Genomic DNA, 19060 nt, shown 5'->3' on the forward strand with positions numbered 1-19060 from the left:
AGCGCCGATGGTACTGCGAGGGGGACCTCGTGGGAGAGTAGGACACCGCCGGACACCTTTTACAGAGGGTCGTACCGTGAACACCACAGAAGGTGCTCACCGTGCGACCCTCTACCCATTTAAAGACTTGCAATTCGATAGCGCACTTTTCGGGAGGCCTTCCATGAACGAACGACCCCAGCGGGACGAATCCGCGGATCGCGGCCCCCGAAAGCGCAACGACGACCAGCGTCGCGACCACGGGCAACCCCGTGCCGGTGGCTACCGTGACGGCGGTCAGCGCGATGGTGGTCAGCGTCGCGAGGGCGGCTACCGTGATGGTGGTCAGCGTCGCGAGGGCGGCCAGCGCCGTGACTTCGGCGATCGCGATGACCGCCGACCCCGCCGAGACGGTGACTTCCGTGATGACCGCGGCCCGCAGCGCAACGGGGATGACCGTGCGCCCCGCCGCGAAGGTGGCTTCCGCAACGATCAGCGCCAGCAGCGCGACGGCGGCGGCTTCCGTGGTGATCGTCGTGATGATCGCTCCGGCGAGCGTCGCGAGTACCAGGGTGGGGGGGAGCGTCGCCCCTACCGTGGTGGCGAAGATGGCCAGGAGCGCCGCTCCCGTCGTGAAGGTGACTTCCGTGATGACCGCCGCCCCCGCCGTGACGGCGATGACCGTCGCGGTGGCGAGCGTGGTGGGTACCAGGGTGGCGGGGACCGTCGCCCCTATCGCGGCGGCGAAGGCGGATTCCGCGGTGATCGTCGTGATGATCGCTCCGGCGAGCGCGGCGGGTACCAGGGTGGGGGAGAGCGTCGCCCCTACCGTGGTGGTGAGGGTGGCCAGGAGCGTCGTCCCTCCCGCGATGGTGACTTCCGCGATGATCGGCGCCCGCGCCGTGACGGCGATGACCGTCGCGGCGGGTACCAGGGTGGCGGAGACCGTCGCCCCTACCGTGGTGGTGACGGTGGACAGGAGCGCCGCCCCCGTCGTGACGGTGACTTCCGCGATGAACGCCGCCCCCGCCGCGATGGCGACGACCGTGCGCCCCGGCGCGATGGTGACTTCCGGCGTGACGGCGATTCCCGCGGCAACCGCGGCGATCGCCGAGACGGTGGCTTCCGTGGCGACCGCCCGCAGGGGGGTCACCAGGAGAGCTACGGTCGTGGCGGCACCCGCGGAGGCGGCCGCAGCGACCGCGGCGGCCGTGAGCGCGAGTACACAGAGGCCGAGCGCCTCCAGCACGAGCTGCGGCCCGTGCGCGCGGAGCATCAGGATCCCGTGATCCCCGATGACATCCGCCCCAATGATTTGCACCCGGCGGCTCGCAACGAGCTGAAGACGCTGCAGGCCGATGTGCAGGAGCGCGTCGCCCGCCACCTGGCAATGGTGGCGCTGCTCATCGACGACGACCCCGCGCTCGCGCACCAGCACGCCCTCTCGGCGAGCCGACGTGCAGGGCGCATCCCTGTCGCCCGCGAAACGCTCGCGATCACCGCGTACCGCACCGGAGACTTCGCCCTGGCGTTGCGCGAGCTGCGCACCTACCGCCGCCTGAGCGGGCTCGACGGCCACCTCGCACTGATGGTCGACAGCGAGCGCGGCCTCGGTCGCCCCGAGAAGGCGCTCGAGACCGGCCTCGAAGCCGACACCTCGAAGCTCGACACCGAGCAGCGTGTGCACCTCGCCATCGCGATGTCCGGTGCCCGACTCGACCTCGGACAGACCCAGCAGGCGCTCTTCGAACTTGAGATCCCCGAGCTTAACCCTCAGCGTGCCTTCTCTTGGAGCCCAGAGCTCTTCGGTGCCTACGCTGCAGTTCTCGAAGACCTCGGCCGAGATGAAGAAGCGCGCGAGTGGTACCGCCACGCTGACCGTGCCGCAGGAGCCCTGCAAGACCACCTGGGCTCGCTCGACGAGCTCGAGGTGTTCGAGATCCACGAATCTCATGAGGAGATCGACGCCGCAGACGAAGCTGACGCCGAGGAGCACTTCGAAGCCGAAGTGAGCGCAGAAGCAGCAGAGAAGGCCGACGCCGCAGCGCACAGCGACGCGGTAAACGCTGCCGCTGACGGCTCCGATGCGCAGACCGATCACGCGGATGCCAAGCAGAGCGCTTCGCCCACTGAAGATGACATCGCGGCTGAAGTCGCCGAGCTGCTTGCAGAGGCAGGCATCGGGGAAGCCGGCCAGCCGGAGAGCACCGAGGATCGGTCGTAGTGGCACTGTTCGGGAAGAAGCGCACTCCTCTGGGCGCCGCGCCGATCGAGGGCCGAGAGTTGCTGCTCTCGGACCTCGACGGCGTGGTGTACCGCGGGCCCGGTGCCATTCCCGGTGCCGTCGAACAGCTCAATCTCGCGGCAGAGCACACGCGCCTCGCGTACATCACGAACAACGCTTCCCGCACCGACGTCTCGGTTGCCGAGCACCTGCAGAGCCTCGGCCTGCGGGCCCGCGCCGAAGACGTGGTGACCTCACCCCAGGCCGCAACCGCGCTGCTCGCTGAGACCGTGCCCGCCGGTTCGCGGGTGCTGGTCGTGGGCGGCGACGGCCTCGTCGACGAGCTGCGCAAAGCCGGCTTCGAGGTGACTCGCAGCGCCGACGACGATCCCGCCGCGGTGGTGCAGGGCTTCGCTCCCGAAGTGGGGTGGACGCACCTTGCGGAAGCGGCGTTCGCGCTTGCGGAGCAGCCGGGCCGCGATCCGCTGCCCTGGATCGCCACGAACACCGACTGGACCATCCCCGTGGCCCGCGGGCTCGCACCCGGCAACGGAACGCTGGTTTCGGCAGTGCACACTGCGGTGCAGCGGCTGCCGGTGTTCGCGGGCAAGCCCGAGACGCCGATTTTCGAGGCCGCATTCACCCGCTTCGGCACGCGCAACGCGCTCATGCTGGGTGACAGGCTCGACACCGATATCAAGGGCGCGCGTGCGGCGGGAATCCCCTCACTGCAGGTGCTCACCGGCGTCGACAGGCCGAAGCAGCTCATCGCCGCGTCGCGCGACATGCAGCCTGACTACATCGTGGCCACACTCGCCGAGCTACACGAACCCTACCCCACCACCGAGCAGTTGAAAGACGGCACCATGCAGGTGGGGTCTGCCAAAGTGCGCATGGACGGGCACATTGCGCGTGTTGTCGCGGAGGGCGATTCGGCGATCAACTTGCTGCGTGCCGGATGCGCCGCGGTCTGGGGATCCGGCCTCGCAATTTACGGGCTGCAGGTGCCCGAGATCCTCTACGAGGATCACTGGCGCTGAGACCGTGCTGGTGTGCCGGCCCGTCGAGACTTCGACGAGGCCGGCGTGCCCTGTGCGTGAGCGTGTCAGTGGCCGCGGCTAGGCTTGACGCATGGACAGGGAGCCCCACAGCGAAGACGGACTGCTCGGGCGCATCGAAGTGATCGAGGCGCAGCCGTTGGAGCAGCGCGCGTCGAAGTTCGAGCAGCTGCACGACGAGCTTCTCGCAGAACTGCAGCGGGGCGATCATGGCGGCTCTTGAGGCAGGCACCGAGAGCGCGGTGCCCTGCGAGAGCACTGCGCGAATCGCGAGCGCCCGGGCCGCCGAGGCGGTCTGGCAGGGAGAGCCGCAGCGGCTCGACCGCGTGCTGCCGCTGCTGGGTCTCGCACGATCCCGCAGTCAGGCAACCGAGCTGATCGCCGAAGGCAGCGTGCTCGTCGACGGCGCGACCGTCACGAAGTCGAGCGCCAAAGTGAGTGATGGATCGCAGATCGCCGTCGTTGGCGCCGATCACTACGTGAGCCGCGCCGCGCACAAACTCCTCGCGGCGCTCGATGCCTTCGGCGTCGACCCGTCTGGGCGGCTCGCGCTCGATCTCGGCGCCTCGACAGGCGGCTTCACGCAGGTGCTGCTCGAACGCGGCGCGAAGACAGTGCTGGCCATCGACGTGGGGCACGATCAGCTCGTGCCTGAACTGCGCGACGACCCCCGGGTGCGTCTCGTCGAGGGGCGCAACGCCCGCGAGCTCACCCCGCAGAATCTCGCGGCCGATACCGGCGTGGCCGAGGCGCCGACGCTCGTGGTCGCCGATCTCTCATTCATCTCGCTCACGCTGATCCTTCCGGCAATCGCCCAGTGCGCGGCTCCCGGCGCCGACGTCGTGCTGCTCATCAAGCCGCAGTTCGAGGTGGGCCGGGTTCGCGATGGCGTGGTCACCGATCCGGCGCTCTGGGCCGAGGCGATCCGCACCGTGCTACACGCCGCCCACGAGCACGGCCTTACCGCCCGCCGCCTGACAGCGTCGCCCATCTCGGGTGGCTCGGGCAACCGCGAATTCCTGGTGCATTTCGCTGACGACGGCGACGCGCATCCGACAGAATGGGAGGGGCGGATCGCGGAGCTCTGCGAAGGTGCCGGAGATGCATCGCCGGCCCGAGCCCGTCCCCGCAACCGAGCGAACGGAGAGCCATGAGCACTGCGCATGCAGCGGGTACGAGGCGCTTTCTCGTCGTCTCCCACACCCATCGAGACGAGGCCGTCGCGGCCACCGTCGCCGCCGTGTCGGCGCTGCGCGCCGCGGGCGCCGAGCCCGTGTTCGATGAGCACGACCGGCAGGAGTTCGCGCCTCACTTGAACGTCGAGACCATCGCCGAACTCGGCCGCGAGGTGAGCATCCACGAGTTGGAGGCCGCCATCGTGCTCGGCGGCGATGGCACGATTCTGCGCGCCGCAGAGCTGCTGCGCGGATCCGAATGCCCCATCGTGGGCGTCAACCTCGGGCACGTCGGCTTTCTCGCCGAAATGGAGAACTACGACCTCGCCGAAACCATCGACCGGGTGCTGCGCCGCGACTATGAGGTCGAGGAGCGCATGACCGTTGATGTGCAGGCCAGCTGCGACGGTGAAGTGATCGCCGAGACCTGGGCGCTCAATGAGGCTTCGGTCGAGAAGCGGCGGCGCATGCTCGAGGTCGAGATCGGTGTCGATGGCCTGCCCGTCTCGAACTTCGCCTGCGACGGCGTCGTGCTCGCCACCCCCACAGGCTCGACGGCCTACGCATTCTCGGCGGGCGGCCCGGTGGTCTGGCCCACCGTGCAGGCCATGCTGATGGTGCCGATCGCCGCCCATGCGCTTTTCGACCGCCCCCTCGTGACGGGCGTCGACTCCGAGCTGAGCGTGCGCATCCTGCCCGAGAATATCGGCCCCGGCGTCATGTGGTGCGACGGCCGACGCCGCACCGAGCTGCCGGCAGGCTCGGTGGTGCGCGTGCGCCGATCCACGCACTCGGTGCGGCTGGCCCGGCTCAACGAGGCCGTGTTCTCTGACCGTCTGGTGCGCAAGTTCCACCTCCCTGTGTCGGGCTGGCGCGGCTCTCGCCGCGAGAACGGAGGCGCCGCGTGATCGAAGAGCTGCACATCAGAGACCTCGGTGTGATCGCCGACGCGACCCTGCCGCTCGGGCCCGGATTCACGGCGATCACCGGTGAGACCGGGGCCGGCAAGACCATGGTGGTGAGCGCCCTGGGTTTGCTCATGGGCGAACGCAGCGACGCCGGTGCGGTGCGCAGCGGTGCCTCGCAGGCGCGTGTTGGCGGCATCGTGCGCACCTCCGACGCTGCGGTTGCTGAGATCGTCGACGATCTCGGCGGCGACCTCGAAGACGACGAGCTGGTGCTCAGCCGCACCGTCAGTGCCGAGGGCCGCAGCCGCGCGAGCGTGGGCGGCACGAGCGCTCCGGTGGGCAGTCTGGCGAGACTGGCCGAGCGTCTGTTCGCGGTGCATGGGCAGTCTGAGCAGCTGCGCCTGCGCTCGGCTTCAGCACAGCGCGACACCCTCGACCGCTTCGGAGGCGACCCGCTCGCCCAGACGCTGCGCGAGTACCGCTCGGCGCATCGCGAGCGCCAGGCGCTGAGCGCCCAAGTCTCCGAACTCACGGCGGCCAGAGACGAGCGCGCTGCCGAGGCCGTGCGCCTGCGCACCGAGCTTGAGGAGATCGCCGCGGTCGATCCGCAGGCTGGCGAAGAGCAGGAGCTGGTGCAGCGCATCGACCTGCTGAGCAACGTCGAAGCACTGCGAGCGGCGACATCGACCGCGCACGAGGCGCTCGCGACCGACTCCGACGACCCGATGAGCCGAGACGCGAGCACGCTCGTCGACGAGGCCGTGCGCGAGGTCGAACGCGTCGCCGGTCACGACCATCGCCTCGAAGCCGTGCTCGAGACGCTGCGCAGTGCGAGCTTCCAGTTGGCCGACGCCGCCCGCGAGCTCGCCGCCTACGCCGCCGATCTCGATCAGGAGGGGCCGGGGGAACTGGCGCAGGCGAATGACAGGCTTGCCGCCCTGAACGGCCTGTTCCGCGCATACGGCACCGACTCGGCCGCCGTTGTGGCGTACGCGGCCGACGCCGCGAGCCGTCTCACCGAGCTCGACGGCGACGACGAGCGCATCGACGAGCTCACGGCGCGCCTCGCGCAGCTCGACGAGCAGGAACGCTCCCTCGCCGCCCGGCTCACCGAGCTGCGCACCGACGCCGCTGAGCGGCTTGCCGCACTCGTCACTGTCGAGCTGCGGCAGCTGGCCCTGCCCGACGCCGAGTTCGTGGTGCGCGTCACCCCCCTCGATGCGCTCGGCGCTTCGGGCGGCGACGAGGTGCAGCTGCTGCTCGCACCGCACCCGGGCGCTCAGCCGAGGCCCATCGCGAAGTCGGCATCCGGGGGCGAACTCTCACGGGTGATGCTCGCGCTCGAGGTTGTTGTCGCCGGGGTCGATCCGGTGCCCACCTTCGTGTTCGATGAGGTCGACGCCGGTGTAGGCGGTGCCGCCGCCATCGAGATCGGCCGCCGCCTTGCGCGTCTCGCACGATCGTCGCAGGTGATCGTGGTGACGCACCTCGCGCAGGTCGCCGCCTTCGCGAACAACCACCTGCAGGTCGTGAAAGACTCCTCGGGCGGATTCACCGAGAGCAGCTGCCGCCGCCTCGACGGCGAAGAGCGCCTTGCAGAGATGGCCCGGCTGCTCTCCGGCCTCAGCGACTCGGGGAGTGCACTCGAGCACGCCGCAGAACTGCTCGCGCTGCGCGAGCAGTGACGGTGGCAGGTGCTACGCTCCAGGCATGGTGAAGTTCTTCAGCCGCCGCTCGCATGATGGCACTGCAAAACCGACGCTGAGCGACGACGCGGCCGCGAAGGCCGAGTACCTCGACACGCACCCTGCTGTGGTGCACGTCGACCTCGAACAGCTCGACTCCGAAACCCGCGAGATGTACCGTGATGCCCGCGAAGCCGCGGTCGACGCTCGCGAGGAGCGAGCCAAATCGCACACGCGGGCCTTCGTGGTGCGCAGTCCGTTCCAGCTCGGCTTCACCGTCACACTCGGTGTGCTCGTTGCGCTCTTGTTCGGGTCGATGGTGGGGCAGCTCAGCACCATCATCATGTACGTGGCTGCTGCGCTCTTCATCGCCCTCGGCCTCGACCCCGTGGTGCGCCGCCTGGAGCAACGCGGCATCAAACGGCCGCTCGGCATCGCCATCGTGTTCGGCAGTTTTGTGCTGGTGATCGGCGTGCTGCTGGGCATCATCATCCCGATGATCGCGAACCAGGTCACCCTGCTCGTGCGCAGCGCCCCGGCGCTGGTGCGAGACCTGAACAACCAACCCTGGTTCATCGACATCAATCATCGCTTCGGTGATTTTATCGACTTCGACGGCCTGCTGAAGATGGGCCAGAACTTCATCGCCGATCCGCAGAACCTGGCGCAGATGGCGGGTGGTGTGTGGCAGGCCGGTATCGGCATCGCCAACGGCCTCACCGCCGGGCTGATCGTGCTGATCCTCACCCTCTACTTGCTCGCCTCGCTTCGCAGCGTGAAGCGCGCGTTCTACTCCCTCGTGCCTCGTTCGGGGCGAGCGAAGGTGATCGACATCACCGAGCAGGTGACCAAGTCGGTGGGCGGCTACGTCAGCGGCATGGTGGTGCTCGCCTTCACGAACGCGGTGCTCGGTTTCGTCATGATGACCATCGTCGGGGTGCCCTTCGCCGGCCTGGTGGCCGTGGGCGTGTTCTTCCTCGCGCTCATCCCGCTCATCGGCTCGGTGCTGGCCACTGTGCTCGTGTCGGGCGTGGCGCTCTTCGATTCGCCGATGACAGCAATCATCGCCGCCGCGTATTACCTGATCTACATGCAAATCGAGTCGTACCTGCTGACGCCGCGCATCATGAACCGCGTGGTGTCGGTGCCCGGTTCGCTCGTGGTGATCGGCGCGCTCGCCGGCGGCACGCTCCTCGGCCTGCTGGGTGCCCTCATCTCCATTCCTGTCACGGCGATGGTGCTCATGATCATCAAACAGGTGTGGATGCCCAGGCAGGAGCTGCGCTAGCAGTCTTCGAGGTGCCCGTACGCATACCCGCATTCAACTGATAGGATCGAAGCCCGTGGGAACAGAGCAGCGCGCGGACCAGACCGGCATCACCAAGCACATCTTCGTGACCGGGGGTGTTGTCTCCTCTCTCGGTAAAGGGCTGACCGCCGCGAGTCTCGGCAATCTCCTTACGGCGCGCGGGTTGCACGTCGTGATGCAGAAGTTGGATCCGTACCTCAACGTCGATCCCGGCACCATGAACCCCTTCCAGCACGGCGAGGTGTTCGTCACCGACGACGGTGCTGAAACCGACCTCGACATCGGGCACTACGAGCGCTTCCTCGGCATCAATCTGTCGCAGGCCGCGAACGTCACCACCGGCCAGATCTACTCGACCGTCATCGCCAAGGAGCGTCGCGGCGAATACCTCGGCGACACCGTGCAGGTGATCCCGCACATCACCAACGAGATCAAGCGCCGCATGCGGTTGCAGTCAGAAGAAGACCCCCGCCCCGACGTGATCATCACCGAGGTCGGCGGCACGGTCGGCGATATTGAGTCGCAGCCGTTCCTCGAGTCGGCGCGCCAGGTGCGCCACGAGTTGGGCCGCAAGAACGTGTTCTTCGTGCACGTCTCGCTCGTCCCCTTCATGGGTGCCTCGGGTGAGCAGAAGACGAAGCCCACCCAGCACTCGGTCGCCGCGCTGCGCTCCATCGGCATTCAGCCCGACGCGCTCGTGCTGCGCAGCGACCGCCCTGTCACCGACGACAACCTGCGCAAGATCGCCCTCATGTGCGATGTCGACGAAGACGCCGTGGTCAACGCCATCGACGTGCCCAGCATCTATGACCTCCCCCGACTGCTCAACGACCAGGGGCTCGACCAGACCATCGTCGAGCACCTCGGTCTCACCGAGCGCGCCACCGACGTCGACTGGACCGGCTGGCAGCCCGTGCTCGACGCCGTGCATCAGCCCAAGGGCGAGGTCACGCTCGCACTCGTGGGCAAGTACATCGACCTGCCCGACGCCTACCTCTCGGTGACCGAGGCGCTTCGGGCTGGCGGTTTCGCGCACTCCACGAAGGTCAACCTCAAGTGGGTGCCCTCCGACAACTGCGAAACCCCCGAAGGGGCGCGCGAAGCGCTCGGCGACGTCGACGGCATCTGCGTGCCCGGCGGCTTCGGCATCCGCGGTATCGAAGGCAAGCTCGGCGCGCTGCGCTTCGCCCGCGAGAACGGCATCCCCACGCTCGGCCTGTGCCTCGGCCTGCAGTGCATGGTGATCGAGTACGCCCGCAACGTGACCGGCCTCGAGGGCGCCTCCTCAACGGAGTTCGACCCCGAGACCCCCGTGCCCGTCATTGCGACGATGGCCGAGCAGGTCGACATCATCGACGGCGGCGATCTCGGCGGCACGATGCGCCTCGGCCTCTACGAGGCTGCGCTCGCCGAAGGCTCCCTCGCGGCAGAGCTCTACGGTGCGCCCAGCGCGAGTGAGCGCCACCGCCACCGCTACGAGGTGAGCAACCGTTACCGCGATCAGATCGCCCAGTCGGGCCTCTCGTTCTCGGGCACCAGCCCCGACGGCGCACTCGTCGAATACGTCGAGCTGCCCCGCGAGGTGCACCCCTTCTACATCGCCACCCAGGCGCACCCTGAGCTGAAGTCGCGCCCCGGCACCCCTCACCCGCTGTTCGCGGGCCTGGTGGGGGCGGCGATCGACCGCCGCGATGCCGCACAGCTGTTCGAGGTCGAAGAGACCGAGTAGTTCACGTGGTCGGCGAGGACAGCGCGGCGGCGTGGGCCGCCAGATACGATGGCGGATCCGCACCCCTCGCCGACCAGCCAGCCCAGGTGCGTGTGCTCGACAGCGAACTGCTCGTGCAGGGGCGCGTGTGGGATGTGCGCCGCGACCGCTTCGAGTTCGGCGGTGAAGTGCTTACCCGTGATTACCTCGATCACACCGGGGCCGTTGCTGTGGTCGCGCTCGACGCCGACGACAGGATGCTGCTGATTCAGCAGTACCGCCACCCGATTGCGCACCGCGACTGGGAGATTCCAGCCGGTCTTATGGACGCCCCAGGCGAAGCAGGGCTGCGCGCCGCGCAGCGCGAACTCGCCGAAGAGGCCGATGTGCAGGCAGCTCGCTGGGATCTGCTGCTCGACGTCTACCTCTCGCCGGGCGGCACGAGCGAGGCCATGCGCATCTTCCTCGCGAGAGACCTGTCAGTGGTTGAGCATGACTACGTGCGCGGCGAAGAAGAAGCCGAACTCGTGCCCCGCTGGGTGCCGCTCGACGATGTGGTGGCGGCCGCGCTTGCCGGGCGGGTGCAGAACGCCGTCACCGTTAGCGCCGCGCTCGCGGCCTGGGCTTCTCGCGCGGGCGACTGGGCGACGCTGCGCGACCCCGAGCTGCCCTGGACTGCCCGCGAGGCCGCGCGAGGCGCGCGCTCACGCTGATGGGCGTCACCGCGCAGCAGGGCGCCGAACGGTTTCTGCGCCACGTCACCCTCGAACGTGGGCTTTCTGCCAATAGCCTCGCCGCATACCGTCGCGACCTCTCCGCCTACGCAGCCTGGCTCGAACAGCACGGCATCGACGACCTCGCCCAGGTCACCCCCGACACGCTGTCGGCCTACGTCGCCGAACTCAACGGGTGTGGCGTTGCTGAGCTGGGCACGGGCCCGGGGCCGGCGGGCGCTGCCGGCGGCCAGGCCGCGGCAGGCGCGGGATGCGGATCCGGATCCGCCACCGAGAACACCGCCGCCGCGACCCGCGTGCCCACCCCTCTCGCCCCCGCTTCGATCACCCGCAGGCTCTCCACTGTGCGCGGCATGCACCGCTTCCTCTTCGAAGAAGGCATGCTCGAAAGCCACGCAGGCAGTGGCGTGCGCACCCCGAAACGCGCCCTGCGTCTGCCCAAAGCACTGCCCGTAGCCGACGTCGAAGCGCTGCTCGCCGCGGCCGGCGGCGGAGAAGACGCCGCCGCAGACGCCCCCGTCGCCCTGCGAGATCGCGCACTGCTCGAGCTGCTCTACGCGAGCGGTGCGCGAGTGAGCGAGATCACCGCGCTCGACATCGACGACCTGCTCGCCGCCCCCGGAAACGGCGACGCATGGGGTGACCCCGAGCGCGCGCTCGGCGAAGGCGGGTTTCTGCGCGTCACCGGCAAAGGATCGAAGCAGCGCATCGTGCCCTACGGCAGTTACGCCGGGAAGGCGCTCGCCGCCTACCTCGTGCGCGCCCGGCCTGCGATGGCCGCGAACGGTGCCGGCACTCCGGCGCTCTTTGTGGGACCGCGCGGCGGCAGGCTGTCACGGCAAAGCGCCTGGCTGGTGATCCGCGCCGCCGCCGAACGCGCAGGCATCACAGCCGAAGTGTCACCGCACACTCTGCGGCACTCCTTCGCAACCCACCTGCTCGCCGGCGGCGCCGATGTGCGCACCGTGCAGGAGCTGCTCGGACACGCTTCCGTCAGCACCACGCAGATCTACACGCAGGTCACCGCAGACACGCTGCGAGAGCACTACCTCATGTCGCATCCGCGAGCGCGGTGAGTTGCAGCCCATCGCGCGATAGGATGGAGCGTTAGCGAGCACGAGAGAGGGGCCGGGTATGGCGAACACGCTGTTTGAGCTGGGACCGACCGGCCGCCCCGAGCGCGTGATTCCCCCGCCCCCGAAGCTCGACAGGCACGGGCCGGCGCGCATCATCGCGATGTGTAACCAAAAGGGCGGCGTCGGCAAAACCACCAGCACGATCAACCTCGCAGCAGCGCTTGCGCGCTACGGCCGTCGCGTGCTCGCCGTCGACTTCGACCCCCAGGGCGCCCTCTCGGCTGGGCTCGGCGTGCCCGCGCACGACGTGCCCACGATCTACGATCTGATGCTCGGCAAGGAGCGTGATCCGCGGGAGGTCATTCAGCGCACCGACACCGCGGGCCTCGACGTGATTCCCGCCAATATCGACCTCTCAGCAGCAGAGGTGCACCTCGTTACCGAGGTGGCCCGCGAGCAGATCCTTGCCGGCGTGCTGCGCAAAGTGGCCGACGACTACGACGTCATCCTCATCGACTGCCAGCCCTCGCTGGGGCTGCTCACCGTCAACGCGCTCACCGCCAGCCACGGCGTGCTGATCCCGCTCGCCTGCGAGTACTTCGCGCTGCGCGGTGTCGCACTGCTCGTGGAAACCGTCGACAAGGTGAAGGATCGCCTCAACCCCGCTCTCGAACTCGATGGCATTCTCGCCACCATGTACGACGCCCGCACCCTGCACGCGCGCGAGGTGCTTGAGCGGGTGGTCGACACCTTCGGCGACAAAGTCTTCGACACCGTCATCGGTCGCACCGTGAAGCTGCCCGACGCGCAGATCGCGGCGAAGCCGATCCTTGACTACGCGCCGGCCAACGCTGCTTCGGAGGCATACCTCAAACTCGCCCGCGAGCTCGTGCAGCGGGGCGTCGTCGCCTGAGTGCCGCTATGACCGTGTCTGCAGGCGAGCACAGATCGAGCGAAGCCGCGGCCAGTGCCGACGAGGGCGGCTTCCGTGTCAGCCTCGAAGTGTTCGACGGCCCCTTCGACCTGCTTCTCAATCTCATCGGCAAGCACGAACTCGACATCACCGAGGTGTCGCTCAGCCTCGTCACCGACGAGTTCATCGCCTACCTGGCCTCCTTCGAAGGGCAGGGGCTCGTCGAACTCGACCGTGCCTCAGAGTTTCTCGTGGTCGCCGCCACACTGCTCGACCTGAAGATCGCGAGCCTGCTGCCGCAGGGCGAAGCCGTCGACGCAGAAGACATCGCGCTGCTCGAAGCGCGCGACCTGCTCTTCGCCCGCCTGCTGCAATACCGGGCGTTCAAACAGGCCAGCGCCTGGTTTCAGGCTCGCCTCGACGCCGAGAACGCCAGGCATCCGCGCCTTGTGCCGCTCGACCCCAAATATCGTGAGCGCACCCCCGAACTCGCATGGGCGCTGTCTGCCGCCGACTTTGCCGCGATCGCCACACTCGCCTTCGCACCCCGCGAGATCCCCACGGTCGGGCTCGACCACCTGCACGCCCCGCTCGTGTCGATCCGCGAACAGGCCGCCGTCGTGGTGGCAATGCTGCGCCCAGCAGCTGGGCGCGGCGGGGCGCGGTCGTTCCGCGAACTCATTGCGGGAGTCGACGCGGTGGGGGAGCGTGGAGTGATCGTGGCACGATTTCTCGCGATCCTCGAACTGTATCGGCGAGCCGCCGTGACCTTCGAGCAAGCCGAACCGCTGGGCGAACTGTACGTGCAGTGGACCGGCGAGCACTGGTCGGACGACGAACTGGCTACTCTGGGGAGCGACTATGACTGAGCATGAGGAGACGGCGCAGGGATCGTCGGAGGCGCCGACTGCGAGGCCGGAGCCCAACACCGAAGCGGCAAGCGGCCAGAGCTCGGCTGACGCCGAACTCGCGCGCGCCCGCGAAACCCACACCCTTGCGCAGCAGCTCGAAGCCCTGCTGATCGTGGCCGACGAGCCGCTGAGCGTTGTCGCACTCGCGACGGCAACCGACAGGCCGCTGCGCGAAGTGAAGGCCGCACTGGCCGGACTCATCGCCGAGTACGATGGCGCGCTCGCCGCGCCCGGATCCGCCGCCTCGGATGCCTCAGCCTTCGCGGCCGCAGCCTCCCCCCGCGGATTCGAACTGCGCGAGGTCGCCGGCGGCTACCGCTTCTACGTGCGCGAAAGTCTCGACCCCGTGGTGGCCGACTTCGTGCAGCAGCAGACCCCCGCAAAGCTGTCGCAGGCCGCACTCGAAACGCTCGCCGTGGTCGCCTACCGCCAGCCGATCTCCCGCGGTGCGATCGCGTCGATTCGCGCAGTCAACGTCGACTCGGTGGTGCGCACGCTGCTCGCGCGCGGGCTCATCACCGAGGTGGGGCAAGACCCCGAAACCACGGCCACCCTCTACGGCACTTCCGAGGCTCTGCTGCGGCACCTCGGCATTGACGACATTTCCGAGCTGCCGCCTATCGCGCCGCTGCTCGACGACCCTGCGGAAGGATTCGAGCATGAATCGCTCTGAACAAGAATCGGGCGGGCCCGGCGGGCAGTTCGAGGTCGACGGCCAGGCCGTCGAGATCGACATGGCCGAGTGGGGCTGGGATCGTCCCGTCTCGGGCGAGAGAGCCGAAGCGCGGCCCGAGGACGACGGCCGGGTGCGCTTACAGAAGGCGCTCGCACACGCGGGCGTCGCATCGCGGCGCGCCTGCGAAACGCTCATCACCAGCGGTCGCGTGACCGTGAACGGTGAGGTGCAGCGCGAACTGGGTAGCCGTATCGACCCCGAGAACGACGACGTGCGCGTCGATGGCGTGGTGGTGCAGCTCGACGTCTCGAAGCGCTACTTCGTGCTCAACAAGCCGCGAGGCGTGGTCTCCACGATGCGCGATGAGGGCGGCCGGCCGGATCTGCGCGAGTTCGCCGATCAGGTTGACGACCGCCTCTACAACGTGGGCCGCCTCGACACCGACACCAGCGGGCTGCTGATCCTCACGAACGACGGCGAGCTCGCGCACCGTCTCGCCCACCCCAGCTTTGGCGTGCAGAAGACCTACATCGCGAAGGTGCGCGGCCGGGTGACCGCTGCCGTGATCCAGCGCCTCAAAGACGGCGTGCAGCTCGCAGACGGCCCCATCCACGCCGACCGCGCGAAGCTGCTGCCCGACGGCTCGACCCGTTCGCACTCCCTCGTCGAGGTGACCCTGCACTCCGGTCGCAACCGCATCGTGCGGCGCATGCTCGCCGAAGTGGGCCACCCCGTCGAAGAGCTCGTGCGACGCCAATTCGGCCCGCTGCACCTCGGCACGCTGCGCGCGGGCGAGATGCGCGAGCTGTCGGCTGCCGAGCGCGGCGCGTTGCTGTCGGCGGCAGAAGACGGCGGAAGCGACGCTGATCGCGGTGACGGCCCTGAGGATGGCGGCGGATCGCGTGGCGGCGACCGCAGGGCGCGTGGCGCGGCGACGGGCGGGCGACCGGGTGACGGCGCCGGCGCGAGAGGTATGCGCGGTGTGGCGGCCAAGGGCAACCCGCACAACCGTCGCGGCGCGCAGGGTGTGAGCGGGCGCGGGGCGAAAGCTGGCGGCGGCTCGGGCGCCGGTGGTGCTGGGGGTGCCGGTGGTGCTGCGGGCGCTGACGCCCGCGGGAAGCGTGGCGGATCAGGGGCCGGCAGAAATGTCAGTGGTCGCCCGCAGACTGGAAAACCACCGCGAGGCGGATCCGCCCAGCCGGGCCGCGCCAGTGGTGGCCCGCGAAAGCAGGGGCCACGCGGCGGCGGAAAGGGAGGTGCACGATGAACGAATTGCAGGCGCGCACGCGCGGGACCGTGCACATTATCGGAGCCGGGCTGCTCGGTGCGAGCGTGGGGCTCGGTCTGCGTGAACACGGCGTCGATGTGACTCTTGAAGATCTGTCGCCCACCACGGTCGCGCTCGCCGCAGACTACGGAGCCGGGCGAGTGCGCACCGCCGAAGATCAGGCCCCCGCGCTCGTGGTCGTCGCGACGCCTCCCGACGTCACTGCCGACGTCGTCGAGCGCGCTCTCGCTGAATACCCGAGCTCCGTGGTCACCGACGTCGCGAGCGTCAAGCTGGCGCCGTTCCTCGAGCTCACGCGCCGTGGCATCGATCTCACCAACTACGTCGGCTCTCACCCCATGGCCGGGCGCGAACGCGGCGGCGCGATCATGGCTCGCGCCGATCTCTTCACCGCCCGCCCCTGGGTGGTGTGCCGCGACCGCGACACCCCTGCCGAAGCACTCGCGCTCGTCGAAGCGGTCGCACTCGATCTCGGCGCAGTGCTCATCGAAATGACGCCGGAAGAGCACGACCGCTCCGTGGGCCTCGTCTCTCATCTGCCGCAGGTGATGTCGAGCCTGCTCGCAGCGCGCCTGGTGCCGGCAACCGAACAAGCGATCGGCCTGGCAGGGGCGGGGCTGCGCGACACCACCCGCATCGCATCGAGCGACCCCGAGCTGTGGGTGCAGATTCTGGGCGCAAACCGCGAGCCGGTGGTCGAACTGCTCGACGCGCTCGCCGCCGACATCTCCTCCTTCACCCAGGCACTGCGCGACCCCGCCCAGGCGGGCGCGAAGCGGCGCATCGCCGACCTGCTCGCGGCCGGCAATCGAGGCGTGGCGCGCATCCCCGGCAAGCACGGATCGTCCGAGCGCTTCACCACACTCACCGTGCTGGTCGACGACAGGCCCGGGCAGATCGCGCGCCTGCTCACCGAACTCGGAGAACTGGGCATTAACATGGAAGACTTGCGCCTTGAGCATTCGCCGGGCGCGCAGATCGGGTTCGCAGAGATCGCGGTGCTGCCTGAGGTAGCCGAACGAGCGATCGAGGGGCTCGCCGAACGCGGATGGAGGACGCTGTGAACAACGCTGCGATGCACGCCAACACTGTGCCTGCGCCCCTGCTGGTCGCGATCGACGGCCCCGCGGGCAGCGGCAAGTCGAGCGTGTCACGCGCTGCGGCCGACAGCCTCGGATTCGGCATCCTCGACACCGGTGCGGCCTACCGCTCGCTTGCGTGGGCGGCACTCCACTCAGGCATCGACCTCGACGATGAAGCCGCGGTGCTCGCGCTGCTGGCCGGCTGGGGATTCACCATCACCCTGCGCGGTGAGCAGTGGGTCACCGTGGCGCTGCCGGCGGCCGAGGGCGGCACAGGAGAGCCCATCGACGTCACCGCCGAGATCCGCGACCCCGCAGTGAGCGGTCAGGTGAGCCGCGTCTCGAAGCACCCCGCCGTGCGCGAGCAACTCAACGAGATGTTCCGGCGCATCGTCGCACAGTCGGGGCTGCCCGGTGTGGTGATCGAGGGGCGTGACATCACCACCGTCGTCGCCCCGGAAGCGCCGGTGCGCATTCTCATGACGGCCTCGCCGGAGGTGCGCGCTCAGCGCCGAGCCGGTGAACTGGCCGGTATGTCGCACGAGCAGGTGCTCGCCGACATCATCGCCCGCGACGCGAAAGACGCGCTCGTGGTCGAATTCTTCACCCCCGCACCGGGGGTGACGCTCGTAGACACGAGCGACCTTAACTTCGAGCAGTCGGTGCAGGCTGTGGTCGATATCGTACGAGCGGCGCCGAGTGCCGCAGAAGAGAGCAAGCAATGAACGAGCAGATTCCCGGCGCGGCAGCCGAACCAGGCGAGACCGAGGTGTTCGACGCCTCCGCCATCTCAGAAGACGAGATCATCGTCGGCGACGACTTCGACGTTGACGTCACCGACGAGGAGCGCCTGCGCGCGATGCGCTCGAACCTCGACGGCTTCGACCTCGAGGACGACGACCTCGCAATCATCAGTGACGACGGCGAGTTTCTCGGATTCTCCGAACCGCTCGCCGAAGCCCTGCCCGTCGTTGCGATCGTGGGTCGCCCCAACGTGGGCAAGTCGGCGCTCGTCAACCGCATCCTCGGACGCCGTGAAGCCGTTGTCGAAGACGTGCCCGGCGTGACCCGCGACCGCGTCAGCTACTCCGCCGAGTGGCTCGACACTCGTTTCACGCTCGTCGACACCGGCGGCTGGGAGCCTGACGCCCGTGGCATCGACGCCTCCGTTGCACTGCAGGCCGAGGTGGCCATCGAACTCTGCGACGTGGTCATGTTCGTTGTCGATTCGCGCGTGGGGCCCACCGCAACCGACGAGCGCGTGGTGCAGCTGCTGCGTCGCACCAACAAGCCCGTCTTCCTGGTCGCCAACAAGGTCGACGACGCAGTGCTCGAGCCCGAGGTGGCACAGCTGTGGTCGCTCGGTCTGGGCGAGCCGCACCCTGTCTCCGCCTTGCACGGGCGCGGTGTGGCCGATCTGCTTGACCTCATCGTCGAGGCGCTGCCCGAGGAGTCGGCTGTGGCGCAGCCGAAGCTTGCCGGCCCCCGTCGCGTCGCACTGCTCGGCCGCCCTAATGTGGGCAAGTCGAGCCTGCTGAACAAGGCTGCCGGCGAAGAGCGCGTGGTAGTCAACGAGCTTTCGGGCACCACCCGCGACCCCGTTGACGAGCAGGTGGAGATCGCCGGTCGCGTCTGGACCTTCGTCGACACGGCGGGTATCCGCCGTCGGGTGCACCTGCAGAAGGGTGCAGACTTCTACGCCTCGCTGCGCACTGCAGCCGCGCTTGAGAAGGCCGAGGTTGCGGTCGTGCTCATCGACGTGACCCAGGAGATCAGCGACCAAGATCTGCGCATCATCGACCTCGTGCTCGAGTCTGGCCGCGCGCTCGTGCTCGCGTTCAACAAGTGGGATCTGCTCGACGACGATCGCCGCCGCTACCTGGAGCGCGAGATCGAGCAGGATCTTGCGCACGTCGATTGGGCGCCCCGCGTCAACATCTCGGCCCGCACCGGGCGGCACCTCGAAAAGCTGGTGCCGGCGCTCGAAGCAGCGCTCGAGTCGTGGGACACCCGCATCCCCACCGCCAAGTTCAACGCCTTCGTCGCCGAACTCGTGCAGGAGCACCCGCACCCGCTGCGCGGTGGCAAGCAGCCGCGCATCCTCTTCGGCACGCAGGTGCAGAACCGCCCGCCCACATTCGTGCTGTTCACCTCGGGCTTCCTCGACCCCGGCTACCGTCGCTTCATCCAGCGCCGTCTGCGTGAGCGCTACGGCTTCGAAGGCACGCCCATCGTGCTCAACATGCGCATCCGCGAGCGTCGCCAACGCCGCTAAGCGCGTATACACGTCGCCCCGAGGTAGCCAGGCTGCCTCGGGGCGACGTGGTGTTTCAG

17 protein-coding genes and 1 pseudogene are annotated in these 19060 nt (G+C 68.7%); 17 read left to right on the forward strand and 1 reads right to left on the reverse strand.

The genetic code is table 11. From position 1 onward, the window contains the following. Positions 1-1255: hypothetical protein (locus WFL22_RS09005; RefSeq protein WP_336992401.1), on the reverse strand; the 1255-nt coding region annotated here is incomplete at its 3' end. 9 nt (positions 1256-1264) lie between these two features. Between WFL22_RS09005 and WFL22_RS09010 the strand changes: the two genes are divergently transcribed. From WFL22_RS09010 to der, 17 genes and pseudogenes are all read left to right on the forward strand, one after another. After that, on the forward strand, positions 1265-2203 hold the full coding sequence (locus tag WFL22_RS09010; protein WP_336992402.1) for a hypothetical protein: 939 nt from the start codon (positions 1265-1267) through the stop codon (positions 2201-2203). Beyond that, a complete protein-coding gene (locus WFL22_RS09015; RefSeq protein ID WP_336992403.1) occupies positions 2203-3243 on the forward strand; it encodes an HAD-IIA family hydrolase in 1041 nt (346 codons plus the stop codon). The genes WFL22_RS09010 and WFL22_RS09015 overlap by 1 nt, the downstream gene beginning before the upstream one ends. Positions 3244-3334: 91 nt before the next feature. Then, the gene (locus tag WFL22_RS09020; protein WP_336652191.1) at positions 3335-3484 is read left to right on the forward strand and encodes a hypothetical protein; all 150 of its coding nucleotides are present in this window, start codon (positions 3335-3337) and stop codon (positions 3482-3484) included. Further along, complete coding sequence (locus WFL22_RS09025) at positions 3471-4415, forward strand: TlyA family RNA methyltransferase (RefSeq protein ID WP_336992404.1); 945 nt, start codon at positions 3471-3473, stop codon at positions 4413-4415. Before WFL22_RS09020 ends, WFL22_RS09025 begins: the two co-directional genes overlap by 14 nt. Continuing rightward, positions 4412-5344, forward strand: a complete 933-nt coding sequence (locus WFL22_RS09030; protein ID WP_336652189.1) for an NAD kinase — start codon at positions 4412-4414, stop codon at positions 5342-5344. The genes WFL22_RS09025 and WFL22_RS09030 overlap by 4 nt, the downstream gene beginning before the upstream one ends. Then, positions 5341-7029: a DNA repair protein RecN gene (recN, locus tag WFL22_RS09035; protein WP_336652188.1), complete on the forward strand. Its 1689-nt coding sequence runs from the start codon at positions 5341-5343 to the stop codon at positions 7027-7029. The genes WFL22_RS09030 and recN overlap by 4 nt, the downstream gene beginning before the upstream one ends. Before the next feature lie 25 nt (positions 7030-7054). Beyond that, positions 7055-8317, forward strand: coding sequence for an AI-2E family transporter (locus tag WFL22_RS09040; protein WP_336652187.1), 1263 nt, complete (start codon positions 7055-7057; stop codon positions 8315-8317). 55 nt (positions 8318-8372) lie between these two features. Beyond that, positions 8373-10067 (forward strand): CTP synthase, encoded by a 1695-nt coding sequence (locus WFL22_RS09045; protein WP_336652186.1) that lies wholly within the window; start codon positions 8373-8375, stop codon positions 10065-10067. 5 nt (positions 10068-10072) lie between these two features. Beyond that, positions 10073-10759 carry an NUDIX hydrolase gene (locus WFL22_RS09050; protein WP_336992405.1) on the forward strand — a complete coding sequence of 229 codons (687 nt, stop codon included), beginning with the start codon at positions 10073-10075 and terminating at the stop codon, positions 10757-10759. Then, on the forward strand, positions 10759-11856 hold the full coding sequence (locus WFL22_RS09055) for a site-specific tyrosine recombinase XerD (protein WP_336992407.1): 1098 nt from the start codon (positions 10759-10761) through the stop codon (positions 11854-11856). The genes WFL22_RS09050 and WFL22_RS09055 overlap by 1 nt, the downstream gene beginning before the upstream one ends. A gap of 58 nt (positions 11857-11914) precedes the next feature. Next, entirely contained in the window at positions 11915-12769 is an 855-nt protein-coding gene (locus tag WFL22_RS09060) for a ParA family protein (RefSeq protein ID WP_336652183.1), read from the forward strand. An 8-nt stretch (positions 12770-12777) separates the two neighbouring features. Then, positions 12778-13638 (forward strand): segregation and condensation protein A, encoded by an 861-nt coding sequence (locus WFL22_RS09065; RefSeq protein WP_336992408.1) that lies wholly within the window; start codon positions 12778-12780, stop codon positions 13636-13638. Continuing rightward, entirely contained in the window at positions 13631-14353 is a 723-nt protein-coding gene (gene scpB / locus WFL22_RS09070) for an SMC-Scp complex subunit ScpB (protein ID WP_336992409.1), read from the forward strand. Before WFL22_RS09065 ends, scpB begins: the two co-directional genes overlap by 8 nt. A gap of 61 nt (positions 14354-14414) precedes the next feature. Further along, positions 14415-15200 (forward strand): annotated as a pseudogene (locus tag WFL22_RS09075) (pseudouridine synthase); the annotation flags it as partial. Between the two features lie 419 nt (positions 15201-15619). After that, positions 15620-16708 carry a prephenate dehydrogenase gene (locus WFL22_RS09080; protein WP_336652180.1) on the forward strand — a complete coding sequence of 363 codons (1089 nt, stop codon included), beginning with the start codon at positions 15620-15622 and terminating at the stop codon, positions 16706-16708. Beyond that, a complete protein-coding gene (gene cmk, locus WFL22_RS09085) occupies positions 16693-17451 on the forward strand; it encodes a (d)CMP kinase (protein WP_442918972.1) in 759 nt (252 codons plus the stop codon). The genes WFL22_RS09080 and cmk overlap by 16 nt, the downstream gene beginning before the upstream one ends. Beyond that, positions 17448-19001 (forward strand): ribosome biogenesis GTPase Der, encoded by a 1554-nt coding sequence (gene der, locus WFL22_RS09090; RefSeq protein ID WP_336652179.1) that lies wholly within the window; start codon positions 17448-17450, stop codon positions 18999-19001. The genes cmk and der overlap by 4 nt, the downstream gene beginning before the upstream one ends. Positions 19002-19060: the final 59 nt, after the last annotated feature.

The organism is Leucobacter sp. VD1 (genome assembly GCF_037150695.1).
GTDB lineage: Bacteria > Actinomycetota > Actinomycetes > Actinomycetales > Microbacteriaceae > Leucobacter.